12 protein-coding genes are annotated in these 14711 nt (G+C 63.4%); 5 read left to right on the top strand and 7 right to left on the bottom strand.

Annotated features, from left to right (window positions below; genetic code table 11):
* Positions 1-18 precede the first annotated feature (18 nt).
* From I6L33_RS07190 to argC, 5 genes are read right to left on the bottom strand one after another with little or no spacing between them, the layout of a single operon-like run.
* Positions 19-309: a hypothetical protein gene (locus I6L33_RS07190; protein ID WP_216973803.1), complete on the bottom strand. Its 291-nt coding sequence runs from the start codon at positions 307-309 to the stop codon at positions 19-21.
* 56 nt (positions 310-365) lie between these two features.
* The gene (locus tag I6L33_RS07185; protein ID WP_010635203.1) at positions 366-1601 is read right to left on the bottom strand and encodes an argininosuccinate synthase; all 1236 of its coding nucleotides are present in this window, start codon (positions 1599-1601) and stop codon (positions 366-368) included.
* 54 nt (positions 1602-1655) lie between these two features.
* Positions 1656-2567 (bottom strand): ornithine carbamoyltransferase, encoded by a 912-nt coding sequence (locus I6L33_RS07180; protein WP_026139149.1) that lies wholly within the window; start codon positions 2565-2567, stop codon positions 1656-1658.
* A 25-nt stretch (positions 2568-2592) separates the two neighbouring features.
* Positions 2593-3372 carry an acetylglutamate kinase gene (gene argB / locus I6L33_RS07175; protein ID WP_017765244.1) on the bottom strand — a complete coding sequence of 260 codons (780 nt, stop codon included), beginning with the start codon at positions 3370-3372 and terminating at the stop codon, positions 2593-2595.
* 23 nt (positions 3373-3395) lie between these two features.
* Positions 3396-4403 carry an N-acetyl-gamma-glutamyl-phosphate reductase gene (argC, locus tag I6L33_RS07170; protein ID WP_216973802.1) on the bottom strand — a complete coding sequence of 336 codons (1008 nt, stop codon included), beginning with the start codon at positions 4401-4403 and terminating at the stop codon, positions 3396-3398.
* 268 nt (positions 4404-4671) lie between these two features.
* On the opposite strand from argC, the gene argE reads away from it, so the two are divergent.
* Positions 4672-5817 (top strand): acetylornithine deacetylase, encoded by a 1146-nt coding sequence (argE, locus tag I6L33_RS07165; RefSeq protein ID WP_017784641.1) that lies wholly within the window; start codon positions 4672-4674, stop codon positions 5815-5817.
* A 215-nt stretch (positions 5818-6032) separates the two neighbouring features.
* A complete protein-coding gene (gene ppc / locus I6L33_RS07160) occupies positions 6033-8666 on the top strand; it encodes a phosphoenolpyruvate carboxylase (RefSeq protein ID WP_010635208.1) in 2634 nt (877 codons plus the stop codon).
* A gap of 653 nt (positions 8667-9319) precedes the next feature.
* On the opposite strand, the gene I6L33_RS07155 is transcribed toward ppc, so the two are convergent.
* Positions 9320-11788 (bottom strand): bifunctional aspartate kinase/homoserine dehydrogenase II, encoded by a 2469-nt coding sequence (locus I6L33_RS07155; protein WP_216973801.1) that lies wholly within the window; start codon positions 11786-11788, stop codon positions 9320-9322.
* The gene (gene metB, locus I6L33_RS07150; RefSeq protein ID WP_216973800.1) at positions 11788-12951 is read right to left on the bottom strand and encodes a cystathionine gamma-synthase; all 1164 of its coding nucleotides are present in this window, start codon (positions 12949-12951) and stop codon (positions 11788-11790) included. The genes I6L33_RS07155 and metB overlap by 1 nt, the downstream gene beginning before the upstream one ends.
* Before the next feature lie 205 nt (positions 12952-13156).
* Between metB and metJ the strand changes: the two genes are divergently transcribed.
* The 3 genes from metJ (at position 13157) to I6L33_RS07135 (ending at position 14691) form a co-directional block, all read left to right on the top strand.
* On the top strand, positions 13157-13480 hold the full coding sequence (metJ, locus tag I6L33_RS07145; protein ID WP_005308521.1) for a met regulon transcriptional regulator MetJ: 324 nt from the start codon (positions 13157-13159) through the stop codon (positions 13478-13480).
* A 35-nt stretch (positions 13481-13515) separates the two neighbouring features.
* Positions 13516-14268, top strand: coding sequence for an AraC family transcriptional regulator (locus I6L33_RS07140; protein WP_216973799.1), 753 nt, complete (start codon positions 13516-13518; stop codon positions 14266-14268).
* Between the two features lie 84 nt (positions 14269-14352).
* Positions 14353-14691: a tRNA-binding protein gene (locus tag I6L33_RS07135; protein WP_021470244.1), complete on the top strand. Its 339-nt coding sequence runs from the start codon at positions 14353-14355 to the stop codon at positions 14689-14691.
* Positions 14692-14711 lie beyond the last annotated feature (20 nt).

The following is a 14711-nucleotide window of genomic DNA, read 5'->3' as shown; positions in this document are numbered from 1 at the left end:
TGTTTACATACAGCTTGCTTATTGCTTGTCTCTAGTTGTGATCCCAGTAGTTCTAATCACAACACTTTTGTCGGGATGCGCAAGCATCATATCTGCAATTCTGTTCAACTCGAGAAGTTCCCGTATGTTGAGTGCTGGATGATCTTCTAACCAACACTCAGAAATCTCCAATAGAAGACTTTTCTTTCCCGACTTGATTTTGAACAAATAGTTTCCAGTGTTGTTAACCTGGTCACGGAGCGACTCATCAAACCCAGGAAAGCTATCTTGCAGATAATCACTAACAGTCTTGAATTTCTCTTCAGTCATCGAGTCCCCCCCCGTATCAAAGAATTAAGGGGGATTTCTCCCCCTCTATTCATGAATTAACCGTGAGTGTGGTCACCACCGATCGCCTGATGCTGCTCTTTCATGGCGCGGATCCGGCTCGCCAGGGTGTAGAGACGGATAAAGCCTTCGGCATGGCTCTGGTCGTACACTTCGTCGGCGCCGAAGGTGGCGAAGTCTTCGGAGTAGAGGCTGTTCGGCGACTTCTTCTGTACCGCGGTGACCTGACCCTTGTACATCTTCAGCACCACTTCACCGTCGAGATCTTCGGCGATGGCGTTGGCAGAGGCAACGATGGCCTTGCACAGCGGGGTGAACCAGCGACCGTCATAGACCAGGTGGGAGAACTCGGCACCCAGCTTCTCGCGCCAGGCGCGGGTCGGGCGATCCAAGACCAGCTCCTCTACCGCGCGCAGCGCGGCGACCATCACGGTACCGCCCGGGGTCTCGTAGCAACCACGGGACTTCATGCCCACCATCCGGTTTTCGGTGATGTCGATACGGCCCACGCCGTGCTTGCCAGCACGCTCGTTCAGGGTCATCAGGATCTGGTGCGGGCTAAGCGGCTGGTCGTCAACGGCCACCACTTCACCCTGGGCCACGGTCAGCTTGACGTACTCCGGCTGATCCGGTGCCTGTTCGGCGGAAACGGTCCACTGCCAGACCGCTTCGGACGGCTCGTTCCAGGTGCTCTCCAGCTCGCCACCCTCGGTGGAGATGTGCCAGGCGTTGGCATCGCGACTGTAGATCTTCTTCAGGGTCGCCTTGCAGGGGATCTGACGGGCTTCCAGGTAGGCCAGCAGATCTTCCCGGGAACGCATGTCCCACAGACGCCAGGGGGCGATCACTTTCAGCTGGGGCGCCAGCGCGGCCACCGCACCTTCGAAACGCACCTGATCGTTGCCCTTGCCGGTGCAACCGTGGGAGATGGCGTCGGCCCCTTCCGCCAGCGCAGCTTCGACCATCGCCTTGGCGATCACCGGACGGGCCATGGAGGTCCCCAGCAGGTAGGTGCCCTCATAGACAGCGCCGGTCTTCAGGGTCGGGTAGACGTACTCTTTGACGAACTCTTCCCGCAGATCCTTGACGATGCACTTGGTGGCGCCGGAGGCGATGGCTTTTTGCTCGATCCCTTCCAGATCGTCACGCTCCTGACCGACGTCGGCGACGAAGGCGATGATCTCCGCGTCATAGTTTTCCTTCAGCCAGGGAATGATGGCCGAGGTATCCAGTCCGCCCGAGTAAGCCAGTACGATCTTGTTGATTCCGCTCATTTACTTCTCTCCATGATGATTCGATAAAAGGGTGTGATTTGGGGTCGGTTGCCGTTATTTGTGCCCAAGCAGGGTCAGCAGCACGGCGTTCTGGATATGCATCCGGTTTTCAGCCTCGTCCATGATGAGGGAGCCAGGCCCGTCCATGACCTGAGAGGTGATCTCCAGCTCCCGGTGCGCCGGCTGGCAGTGCAGCACATGCTGGATGCCGGTGCGGTCGAGCAGGGCCTGGTTGATCTGATAAGGCATAAAGATATCTTTTACCTGCTCCATTGGCGTGTTGTCACCCATGGAGACCCAGGTATCCGTGTAGGCCACATCAAACCCTTCGATGGCGGCCACGTCGTCGCTGATGTGGATGGTCGCACCGGACTGGGCCGCCAGCGCCTGGGCCTGCAGGAAGATCTGGGTATCCGGGCCGTGGCCTTTCGGGCAGACCAGGGTCACGTCGGTGCCCAGCGTCGCCCCCAGCAGCAGCAGGGAGTGGCTGACGTTGTTGCCATCGCCGAGATAGGCCAGCTTCACCTTCGACAGATCGCCGTAGTGCTCGCTGATGGTCATGAAGTCCGCCAACCCCTGGCAGGGGTGGTAGAGGTTGCACAGACTGTTCACCACAGGCACTGTGCCGTGCTCCGCCAGCTCGACCAGAGTCTGGTGATCGAACACCCGGGCGACGATGGCATCACACCAGCGCGACAGGTTGGCGGCGAAATCCTTCACCGATTCCCGCTTGCCGAGCGCACCGTTCTGCTGGTCCAGATAGACGCTGTGACCACCCAGCTTGGCGATGCCGATGTCGAAGGTGACCCGGGTGCGCAGGGAGGGTTTCTCGAACAGGGTGACCACGCTCTTGCCCGCCAGTGCCTGGCCGTACTTTTTCGGATCGGCCTTGACCGATTTTCCCAGGGCGATCAGCGCCTCGATCTGGGCCTTGCTCAAGTCGCTGTCTTTCAGAAGATGTTGCATCGGATGTTCCTTGTTCCGGTGGAGATCAGAGAGAGACCTGGGTGCCAACCGCACCGCCAGCCAGCAGCTTGAGCAGCTGATCCGGGTAGCGCCAGCTGGCGACACAGACCGGTTTGCCCAGGGTCTCGGCGGCATGCAGGGCGGCTTTCACCTTGACCGCCATGCCGTCGCTGATCACCCCCTTCTCCATCAGATCCAGCGCGGTCACTTTGTCGAGCTGGGGCACCAGCTTGCCCTTGCCATCCAGGATGCCGCTCACATCGGAGAGCATCACCAGGTCGGCGCCGAGCGCCTCGGCAATGGCGGTAGCCGCCTGATCCGCGTTGACGTTCATCAGCTGCCCGTCTGCGGTGATGCCGATGGAGCTCACCACCGGCAGGAAGCCCTGAGCGAGGATCCCCGCCACCAGTGCCGAGTTGCCCGGCTGGCAGTCACCGACCGCGCCGAGTGCCGGATCGAGCTGGGTCACCTGGCACAGACCGCCATCCGCCAGACAGAGCCCCACCGCCGGGATGCCGGTGGCGATGGCCTTGGCCATCATCTGTTTGTTGGCGGTGCCGGCCAGCGCGCCAGCAATGAAGGGGATCTGCTCGAACGGGGTCACCCGCAGACCGTTCTTCTTGGTGGAGGTGAGACCCAGCCCCTTGAGCAGGTCATCCACCAGGCAGCCGCCGCCGTGCACCAGCACCAGGGGTCTGTGCTGCTCGTCAAGAAAGCTTTTGAGGGTGGCGAAGAGGGCGGTCAGCGCCTCGTCGTTCTCGATCAGTGCACCACCCAGCTTGATTACCAGAGTCTGCTTGTTCATCGTTGCAATCCTTCCTTGAGTCCTTAAATCAGGCCGGTGGCCGGTTCAAATCCGAATTTGATATTTATGCATTGCATGGCCTGGGAGGCGGCGCCCTTGAGCAGGTTGTCGATGGCGGATACCACCACCAGCATGTTGCCCTGCTGTTGCCAGGCGAGGTCGCAGTAAGGGGTGCCCGCCACCCCGCGGATGGAGGGCATCTGACCGGTCAGACGCACCAGCGGTTTGCCCTCGTAAGCCTTGAGGTAGGCCTGATCCACCTGGGTCGGCGTCACGCCATCCGCTAGCTGCACATAGATGGTGGCCAGGATGCCGCGCACATAGTTGCCAAGGTGAGGCTGGAACAGCACCTCCTTGCCGAGGTGGTGGCTGATCTCCGGCTGATGTCTGTGATTGAAGGTGCCGTAGGGGTTGAGGCTCACCTCGCAGAAGCTGGTGTTGATGGCCGCCTTGCGACCGGCACCGGAAACCCCGGAGACGGCGTTGATGATGGGCTGCCACCCCTTGGTGATAAGACCGGCCTGCTGCAGCGGCTTGAGGGCGCAGAGGGAGGCGGTCGGGTAGCAACCGGGCACGGCAATCAGCTGGGCCGCCTTGACCGCTTCGGCATTCCACTCGGCCAGGCCGTAGGCGGCCTGATCCAGCCACTGCTCACTCTCATGGGTGAAGCCGTAGTAGGAGGCGTAGAACTGCTGATCCCTGACCCGGAAGGCCCCGGAGAGATCGAACACCGGCAGCCCCTTGGCCAGGAACTTGGGTGCAAGCTCGGCGCTCACCTCGTGGGCGGTGGCCAGCAACACCAGATCGGCCTGGGTCAGGATCCGGGTCATGCCATCTTCGTCCAGCGGCAGCAGCGGCTGATCGAGGGCGCCGACCCACTGGGGATGCAGAGAAGAGAAACGCTTGTGGGCGTCCTGGCTGCCGGCGGAAACATAGAGGCCGAACAGCTTGAGTTGTGGATGGTTCTGGACCAGGGCGGCCAGCTCGGCTCCCGCGTAGCCACTGGCACCGACGATAACGGTGTTAAGCATGTTGAGTATTCCAAGTCAGAGTTCGAGATTCACAGCATGGTGCTGCGGTGCACAAGGGGGTTCGATGCCCCATGCACGAGTGCGGAGGGGCAATTCAGGCGGGTGTGTGTCGTCGGTTATAGATCAGGTGACAGAACATTAACTTTCCCTTACAACTAGAAGCCTTGTCGATGAGCCACGTATTCAGGCAAACTTACAGAATATTCATGCACTCACTTTGCATTTGTATTTTCTAACAGAAACATTCCGGGGAAGCAAGGAGGAGCAGGTGGCCAATCTGGATTTTTTTTCACTCTACAAGAATATTATTGCGATTCCGTCCATCAGCAGCACGGATCCCCGCTGGGATCAGAGCAATGAGGCGGTGATCCGGCTGCTGGCCGACTGGTTCGGTCAGCTCGGCTTTCAATGCGAGGTGACCGCCCTGCCCGATCTGCCGGGCAAGTTCAATCTGGTGGCGACGATAGGTCAAGGCGAAGGGGGGCTGCTGCTGGCGGGCCACACAGATACGGTGCCGTTCGACGAGGGCGCCTGGCGCAAGGATCCCTTCAAGGTGACCGAAGAGGGCAACCGCCTATATGGCCTCGGTACCATCGATATGAAGGGCTTCTTCGCCTTTATCGTCGAGGCGCTCAAGGAGATCGACCTCAAGACGCTCAGCAAGCCGCTGCGCATCCTGGCCACCGCCGATGAAGAGACCACCATGGCGGGGGCCCGCGCTATCGCCGCTGCGGCTGAGCTGAAACCCGACTATGCGGTGATCGGCGAGCCGACCGGGCTGGTGCCTGTGGTGGCCCACAAGGGGCACATGTCGGAAGCCATCCGCATTACCGGCAAGAGCGGTCACAGCTCGGATCCCGCCAACGGCGTCAACGCGCTGGAGATCATGCACCAGGCCATGGGTCAGGTACTCAAGCTGCAGCACAGCCTGAAGGAGAAGTACGCCGACCACAGATTCGCCGTGCCGCAGCCGACCCTGAACCTCGGCTACATCCAGGGGGGCGACAGCCCGAACCGCATCTGCGGTTGCTGCGAACTGCACATCGACATGCGGCCCACCCCGCAGGTGGGCCCCGACGAGCTGATGGGCATGCTCAAAGAAGCGCTCTCCCCCATCGAGATCCACCAGCCGGGCTGCCTGCACCTGCAGCACCTGCACGAACCCATCCCCGCCTATGCCTGCGCCGATGACTCGGAGCTGGTGCGCGAGGCCGAACGGGCCAGCGGTCGGGCCGCCGAATCCGTGAACTATTGCACCGAGGCCCCCTTCATCCAGCAGCTCGGTTGTGAAACCATAGTGCTGGGCCCCGGCCATATCGCCCAGGCCCACCAGCCGGACGAATATCTCGATCTGTCGTTCGTCAAACCGACCACCAGCGTATTGCAGCACCTGATCCGCCGTTTCTGCCTCTGAACTGACGGGAATGTAAGTAAGTTACATGACATCGCACCTCGGGACAGGTGATGGAAATACATGTTCTGAATCGGCCTGTTATTTGACCTTGCGCAGACAATCTGGGTAGATTGTCACCCTAAGATGACGGAGCATATGTTGTAATCGCACAACAATAAGTGAGGTCGTCTCGCACCCCGGATGGGTGTCAGGCACCAACAAGATAAGGATGTGGAATGAACGAAAAGTACGCCGCACTACGCGCCAACGTAGGCATGCTGGGTCAACTGCTGGGCAAGTCCATCAAGGATCATCAGGGACAGGCCTTCCTCGACAAGATCGAAACCATTCGCCAGCTGGCCAAATCCTCCCGCAAAGGCAATGAGACGGACCGGGAACGTCTGCTCGACACCCTGCGCAACCTGAGCGACGACGAGCTGCTGCCGGTGGCCCGCGCCTTCAGCCAGTTCCTCAACCTGGCCAACGTGGCCGAACAGTTCCACACCATCTCCCGTCGCTGCGAAGAGCAGGTCTGTACCCCGGATCCGCTCGAGCAGATGTTCGACAAGCTGAAAGCCTCCAACCTGTCGCAGGAGGCCATCATCCAGGCCGTGCGCGAGCTGGACATCGATCTGGTACTGACCGCCCACCCCACCGAGGTGACCCGTCGCACCCTGATCCACAAGCACGTGCAGCTCAACGACTGCCTCGAGGCGCTGGAGCTGTCCGATCTGCTGCCCCGCGAGCGGGACAAGATCCTCAATCGCATCGAACAGCTGGTCAACCAGGCCTGGCACACCAACGAGATCCGCGAACAGCGCCCGACCCCGGTGGACGAGGCCAAGTGGGGCTTCGCCGTGGTGGAGAACAGCCTGTGGCCGGCCATCCCCGAATTCATGCGCAATCTGGACGAGCGGCTGCAACACCACCTGGGTGTGCGGCTGCCGCTGGATGCCGCGCCGGTCAAGTTCACCTCCTGGATGGGTGGTGACCGCGACGGCAACCCCTTCGTCACCGCCAAGGTGACCGCCGAGGTGCTGGAGCTGGGCCGCTGGATGGCGGTGAGCCTGTTTTACAAGGACATCAAGGAGCTCACCTCCGAGCTCTCCATGTCCGACTGCACCGACGCCGTGCGCGAGCGGGTCGGCGATCACCCTGAGCCCTACCGCGCCCTGGTACGCGAGCTGCGCGAACAGCTGCGCGAGACCCAGGAGTTTCTCACCGCCAAGGTGCAGGGCCAGGCGAGCGAGAGCCGGGATCTGGTCAAGACCACCGCCCAGCTGCGCGAGCCGCTGGAGCTCTGCTACCACTCTCTGCACGCCTGCGGCATGGGCAACATCGCCGATGGCATGCTGCTGGACGTGCTGCGCAAGCTGGCCTGTTTCGGCATCCATCTGGTCAAGCTGGACATCCGCCAGGATGGCGAGCGTCACGGCCAGGTCTTCTCCGAGCTGACCCGCTACCTCGGCATGGGTGACTACGCCGAGTGGAGCGAGGATGACAAGCAGGCCTTCCTGCTCAACGAACTCAACTCCCGCCGTCCGCTCATCCCGAGCGACTGGGCGCCGAGCGACGAGACCCGCGAGACCCTGGATACCTGCAAGGTCATTGCCCAGCACGATCCCGATGCCTTCGGCATCTACATCATCTCCATGGCTGGCGCACCGTCCGACGTGCTGGCGGTACAGCTGTTGCTGAAAGAGGCCGGTTGCAAGTTCCGCATGCCGGTCGCCCCGCTGTTCGAGACCCAGGAAGACCTGATGGCGGGTACCGCCGTGATGGAGCGCCTGCTGTCGGTAGACTGGTATCGCGGCTACATCCAGGGCCGTCAGTACGTGATGATCGGCTACTCCGACTCCGCCAAGGACGCGGGCATGATGGCCGCCGGCTGGGCCCAGTACGCCGCCATGGAATCCCTGGTAGCGCTGGCCGAGGCCAACAACCTGCGCCTCACTCTGTTCCATGGCCGTGGCGGTACCGTCGGCCGCGGTGGCGCGCCTGCCCATCAGGCCATTCTGTCGCAACCGCCGGGATCCCTGCGCGGTGGCCTGCGGGTGACCGAACAGGGCGAGATGATCCGCTTCAAGTTCGGCCTGCCGAAGGTGGCCATCCAGAGCCTCAACCTCTACACCAGCGCCGTGCTGGAGGGGAACCTGCTGCCGCCGCCCAAGCCCAAGGAGTGCTGGCGCGCCGTGATGGAGCAGCTGGCCTCTGTCTCCTGCGATCACTACCGCAGTATCGTGCGCGGCCATCCGGACTTCGTGCCCTACTTCCGCGCCGCCACCCCTGAGATGGAGCTCGGCAAGCTGCCGCTCGGCTCACGCCCCTCCAAGCGCAAACCCAACGGTGGGGTCGAGAGCCTGCGCGCCATCCCCTGGATCTTCGCCTGGACCCAGAACCGGCTGATGCTGCCGGCCTGGCTCGGTGCCCACAAGGGACTGCAGCAAGCCATCGCCGACGGTCAGAAGGGCGTGCTGGAAGAGATGAGCCGTCAGTGGCCCTTCTTCCGCACCCGCCTCGAGATGCTGGAGATGGTGTTCCTCAAGGCTGACGTCTGGCTGGCCGAGTACTACGACACCCGGCTGGTGCCCAAAGAGCTGTGGGGCCTCGGCAAACAGCTGCGTCAGGAGCTTGCCGACTCCATCCAGGTGGTGCTGGAGCTGCGCCCGCAGGGCGACTTGCTCGACGACCAGCCCTGGATCAAGGAGTCCATCAAGCTGCGCAACCCCTACACAGACCCGCTCAACGTGCTGCAGGTCGAGCTGCTGGGCCGCTCACGCAACCACCCGGAGACCCTGCATCCCGAGCTGGATCAGGCGCTGATGGTCACCATCGCCGGCATCGCCGCAGGCATGCGCAACACAGGTTGATAGTCGGGGCTATCAAGCTCCCCTCCATGACAAAGGGCGCCTCGGCGCCCTTTGTCATATCGACAGGGCCCGCTGGAGCCATGTTGCCGGAGAATCCTTGGTCGTTAGGCGTTGCCATGGAATCGCAGGGTCGATTAACTATCAGGGGCAATCGCCCGCTTTACAGCTTTAGAGGATGGTGGATGCAAGCCTGCCGGTCTTGAAGGGGTTTCGCCCGCCCTTCGGGCTGGGGCGAGTGACTTTGGAAAGACCCAAAGTCACCAAAGGTCTTCTCCCCCGCTTCTTCGCCCGACTACGTCGGGTTCCTTCGTCTCACCCGCTTGTCCGACGGCACGCACCGACGGGCCGTCCATGGCCCGGCGCCGCTCGCTCGACATCCTGTCTCGCAGCCTGGACAAGCGGGCTCACCTCAGCGAATAAGAGGGGGAACCAATACCGTGCCCATTCTTGGCCAGTCTGTGCGGGAGTAGTGCCCGTTCATGCTACCTGTGCAAGTCCGGTTATTACCTGACTCCTGACAGCAACCTGTTGAAGAAGCTCAAAAACGGGCCGCTTACGGGATAGGGAAATCAGCCCGTAGACCTAAAAACCTGCCGCTAAACAATAAAAAGAGGCGCCACTGGCGCCTCTTTGACTGAACGACTTGTCCGCTGTTACAGGCTGGCACAAATCTGCCAGAGGTCGTACTGGATGGCGGCGGCCGTCACTTCCCGGCCGGCGCCCGGCCCCTGGATGACCAGCGGATTGGTGCGATAGCTGTCGCTCTCGATGGCAAACACGTTGTCGCACGGCAGCAGGTTAGCGAACGGGTGGTGCGGCTCCAGCGCCTCCAGCCCAACCCGCGCCTTGCCGTCGTGCTCGAAACGGGCGACGTAGCGCAGCACCTTGCCGACCCGGCGCGCCCCCTCGAAGGCGGTCTGGATCGGGTCATCCAGCTCTTTCAGCCTGTCCATGAACTGATCCGTGCTCACCTTGCGCAGGGAGACGGGCACCAGGTTCTCCAGCTCGATGTCGGCGGAGTCGAGCTCGAAGCCCGCCTCCCGCGCCAGAATAAGCAGCTTGCGGCGCACATCCTGGCCGGAGAGATCCTCGCGGGGATCCGGCTCGGTCAGGCCGTGCTGCCACGCCTCGTCCACCAGCTCGGAGAAGGGGCGACTGCCGTCATACTGCTGGAACAGCCAGGAGAGAGTGCCGGAGAAGATGCCGGAGACCCCCTGGATGCGATCGCCGCTCTGGCGCAGCATCTGGATGCTGGACTGGATCGGCAGCCCGGCGCCCACGGTGGCGTTGTAGCGCCACTGCACCTGATGGTCGCGGCAGGTCTGCTTGATGCGCTGGTAGAACTCGCTGTCGGCGGCGCCGGCAAACTTGTTGGCGGCGATGATGTGAATGCCGAGCTGGGCAAAGTCCGGATAGTAGCGGCTCACCGTCTCGCTGGCGGTCATGTCCAGCGCAATCAGGGTATCGAAGCCGTGCTGCTCCAGCTGGGCCAACAGCTCGGGCCAGATCAGCGGCTTGGGATTGAAGTTGTCCTGCACCTTGAGCGGATCCAGCCCCTCTTCATCGAGCAGGCCCCCCTCCGAGCTGAACACCCCGTAGAGGGTGAGCGCCAGGTTCAGTTCATGCTCGAGCCGCGCCTTCTCGCGGGCATAGAGGTTCAGCCAGTGGCCGCCGATGTTGCCCTTGCCGAACACCACCAGGCCGACCCGGTTCGGGCGGCTGAACAGGGCGCTGTGCAGGGCGATCAGCAGCGGCTCCAGCACCACCTGGCGCAGCACGGCCACCAGGCTCAGGCCATCTTTGGCCACCTGCACGAACTCCAGCGGCTGATCCGCCAGCAGCTGGTAGAAGCGGTGACACTGCTCGGCGTTGTCGGTGACGCCGGCCCCCACCAGCGCCACCAGGCTGTAGCCTTCGCGCTGGATAAGAGCGGTAAAGCTGCCCTGCAGCTGGAAGTCGCGCAGCAGCTCGAACGCGCCCTGTGCCACCTCGAGGGTGTAGGCGAGGCGCAGGATCCGGCGATCCGGCTGGCGCTGCAGGGTGAGCGGGTTGAGGCGATGGCGGGCCAGATAAGCCTCGATGGCCGCCACTGTCTGCTCAAAATCAGTCTGCGGCAGCACCTTGAGCTCGATGAGGGCGATCTGATCCACCGAGGAGACGATGCGGGCGCCGCCGGAGCGGGGAGCGCGGCGCAGAATGTGGGTGCAGCCCTCGTCCGGGTTGTAGCTGCAGCGCAAAGTGAGGCGCTGGCGGCTGTCGGCCACCGGCTGCAGGGTGCGCGAGTGCAGCACCGAGGAGCCGAGGCGGGCCAGCTCGTTGGCCTCGGCGAGGCTCAGGCGCTCCAGCAGGCGCGCCTCCTTGACCCGGCGCGGGTCGGCGCTGTAGACCCCGGCCACGTCGCTCCAGATGGTGGTGGATTCGCCGTCCGCCAGCAGGGCCAACAGGCTGGCGCTGTAGTCGGAGCCGTTACGGCCGAGCAGCAGGGAGCGTCCCTCCATGTCGGCGGCGATAAAGCCGGTCACCACGATGCGCCCGGCGTGTTCCGACAGCCGCGCCTTGAGCAGTTCGCTGGAGAGCGCGGTATCCACCTTGACCAGGGCGCCATCCTCAGCGCGCAGGAAGCTGCGGGCATCGAGCCAGATGGCCTTGTCGCCGCGACTGGTGAGCAGGGCCGCCAGCAGGCGCGCCGACCACACCTCGCCAAAGGCGAGCAGGCCGTTGCGCTCGAAGCGGTCAAACTGCCCCTCCAGGGTCTTGGCGATGAGCTGCATGTCGTCGGCCAGCTGCTGGCTCAGCTCGAGGTGCAATTCCCCCTCCAGCAGGCCGTCGATCAGGCTCTGCTGGTAGGCCTGCAGGGCCGAGATGGCCTCGCCGGCCGCTTCATCCCCGGCTTCGGCCAGCTCCACCAGCTGGATCAGCCGGTTGGTGGTCTTGCCGGCGGCGGAGACCACCACCAGCTCTCGCCCGCCCCCCTGCTGCTCGGCTTGTTGTTCGAGAATGCTGGCGACCCGGCGGTAACAGACCGGATCCGCCAGGCTGCTGCCACCGAATTTGTGGACGTGACGTCGCTTCAAGCCTGCTTCTGTTGCCACCGCGATCTCTCCTTGTTGCTGCTGTTCCATTACTTCGCCACCTGCTGTGCTTGTGCAAACGCCTGGGCCAGATCGGCCACCAGATCCTCACCGTGTTCGATACCGACCGACAGGCGCAGCAGCTGGCTGCTGATGCCTGCCGCCTGCTGGGCGGCCGGGGTCATGGCCCTGTGGGTCATGCTGGCCGGATGGGCCACCAGACTCTCCACCCCGCCGAGGGATTCGGCCACCGAGAAGAGGGTGAGGGCCGCCAGGAAGGCGCGAATGCCCGCCTCGCTACAATCGAGCTCAAAACTTAGCATGGCGCCGAAACCGGACTGTTGACGGCGCGCAATATCGTGGCCCGGATGGCTCGGTAGGCTGGGGTGATAGATGCGTTTGACCAGCGGTTGCTGCTGCAGGAAGGCAAGGATGCGGTCGGTGTTCTCCTGATGGGCGCGCAATCTGGGGGCCAGGGTGCGCAGACCGCGCAGGGTGAGGTAGGAGTCGAACGCCCCGGAGGTGAGCCCCAGACAGTTGGCCCACCACACCAGCGACTCGGCCAGCTCGGGCTCCTTGGCGATCGCCACCCCGCCCACCACGTCGGAGTGGCCGTTGATGTACTTGGTGGTGGAGTGCACAACCAGGTCGGCCCCCAGCGCCAGCGGCTGTTGCAGCAGTGGCGAGAGGAAGGTGTTGTCCACCGCTACCTTGGCGCCCGCCGCGTGGGACGCCTCGGCGATGGCGGCGATGTCCACCACCCGCAGCAGCGGGTTGGAGGGGGTCTCCACCCATACCAGCGCGGGCTGCTGGGCCAGCGCTTCGGCCAGTGCCGCCGCATCCCCCTGATCGACGAACTGCACCCGGTAGTGGCCCTTGGCCGCCAGGTACTCGAACAGGCGCCAGGTGCCGCCGTAGCAGTCGTGGGGGGCGATCAGCAGATCCCCCGCCTTGAGCAGGGCGGTGGTGACCAGATGGACAGCCCCCATGCCGGTGCCGGTCACCACGGCGCCGGCCCCCCCTTCCAGCGCCGCCAGCGCGTCCGCCAGATTGGTGCGGGTCGGGTTGCCGGAGCGGGCATAATCGTATTGACGGGGCTCGCCAAAGTCGGCAAAGGTGTAGTTGCTGGAGAGGTAGATGGGCGGCACCACGGCACCGTGTTGCTGATCAGTCTCAATCCCGGTGCGCACTGCCTGGGTGGCCTTGTGGGTCATGTCACTCTCCTTGATGTCTCTTCACACGCTGGCATCTTGCTGCCACGCGTCATCCCGCCATTGCAGGCTCATGGTGAACCACACTACGCCAGCTTAAAAAGGCCGTCAACACTTCCAGACGTCTAAATGGCTTTGCTGTTGGATTGCCATTAAATTCCTTAAGGGTTAAAATCCGCGCTCACGGCTAAACGAGAACAGGTGGATCATGGGTACAGAGTGGAACGGCGACTACGTCAGCCCCTACGCGGAACACGGCAAGAAGAGCGAACAGGTCAAGAAGATTACCGTCTCGATCCCGCTCAAGGTGCTGAAGGTGTTGACCGATGAGCGCACCCGCCGTCAGGTGAACAACCTGCGTCATGCGACCAACAGCGAGCTGCTCTGCGAAGCCTTCCTGCACGCCTTCACCGGTCAGCCGCTGCCCTGCGACGAAGATCTGCGCAAGGATCATCCGGACAGCGTCCCTGCCGAGGCGCGTGCCATCATGGAAGCGCTGGGCAAAGAGATCGAAGATTTCGACGCCGAGTAATCCAGCAGCAGATGCCAGACAGCAAACCCCCTTCGATGACGCGGCCCCTGGCCGCGTCATCGCTATCCGCCCCTTTCAGCCTGCGTCGCTACCAGAGCGACGTCTGCAGCCACAGCCACGACCATGCCCAGCTGGTGATCCCCCTCGACGGTCCCATCGAGATCGAGGTGCAGGGCCAGGGGCGGCGGCTCGCACCCGGTTTTGCCTGCATCATCGCCCCCGGTGAGCGGCACGACTACGCCGCCGATCCGGCGCTCTCGTTTCTGGTGCAGGAGAGTCACTGGCTGCCCGGAGAGCTGGGCGAGCGCCCCTTCATCGAGCTGGACGAGGCCCAGCGCCACTACCTCGCCTTCCTGCACCGCATGGTGGCCGAGGGGCGCCACGTGGCCGGCATGGAGCAGGTGTGGCTGGGTCTGCTGGCAGACGCGCAGCAGGCAGGCTCGCGCGGCCGTGCCCGCCTCGCCCCGCGCATCGGCAAGGTGCAGCGTCATATCGAGGCGCATCTCGCCGAACCTCTCAGCAACGAGCGGCTGGCCGCCATCGCCTGCCTCGGCCAGAGCCAGTTCAAGCACGCCTTCCAGCAGCAGGTGGGGATGAGCGTCTCCCACTACATCCGGGCGCGGCGCATGGCACTGGCGCGTACCCTGCTCGCCCACACCGCCCTGCCCGTCGGCGACGTGGCCAGCCGCTGCGGTTACCAGAATCAGGGGGCCTTCGGCGAGCGCTTCCTGGCCGAAACCGGACTGACCCCTTCCCTCTGGCGCCAACAAAACGGCCGCTTGCCGTAACCGGGCGGCCGTTTGCCGAAGACGGCGCAGGTCGTTTCGAGGCATGCTGAGGCTCATGCAAGGTATGGGCAACGAGGAGCCAAGATGCAGACCATAAGCTGGCAGGATTTCGAGATGGTGGAGCTCAGGGTGGGCACCCTGGTGCGGGTCGAGCCCTTCCCCGAGGCGCGCCGCCCGGCCTACAAGGTGTGGGCGGATTTCGGCCCCGAGCTCGGGGTGCGCAAGAGCAGCGCCCAGATCACCGACCTCTATCAACCGGAGGCGCTGGTGGGCCGCCAGATCGTCGCCGTGGTGAACTTCCCCCCCAAACAGATAGGCCCGATCCAGTCGGAGTTTCTGCTGACCGGCTTCTACCGGCCGGACGGCGCCGTGGTGATCGCCATCCCCGAGCAGGCGGTGGAGAACGGCGCCAAGCTGGGCTGACGCCACCACCGGACCGATAC

It is taken from the genome of Aeromonas sp. FDAARGOS 1403, from assembly GCF_019047325.1.
GTDB lineage: Bacteria > Pseudomonadota > Gammaproteobacteria > Enterobacterales > Aeromonadaceae > Aeromonas > Aeromonas dhakensis.
The sequence above is the reverse complement of the archived record's forward strand: the minus strand, read 5'-3'. Positions and strand labels throughout refer to the sequence as shown.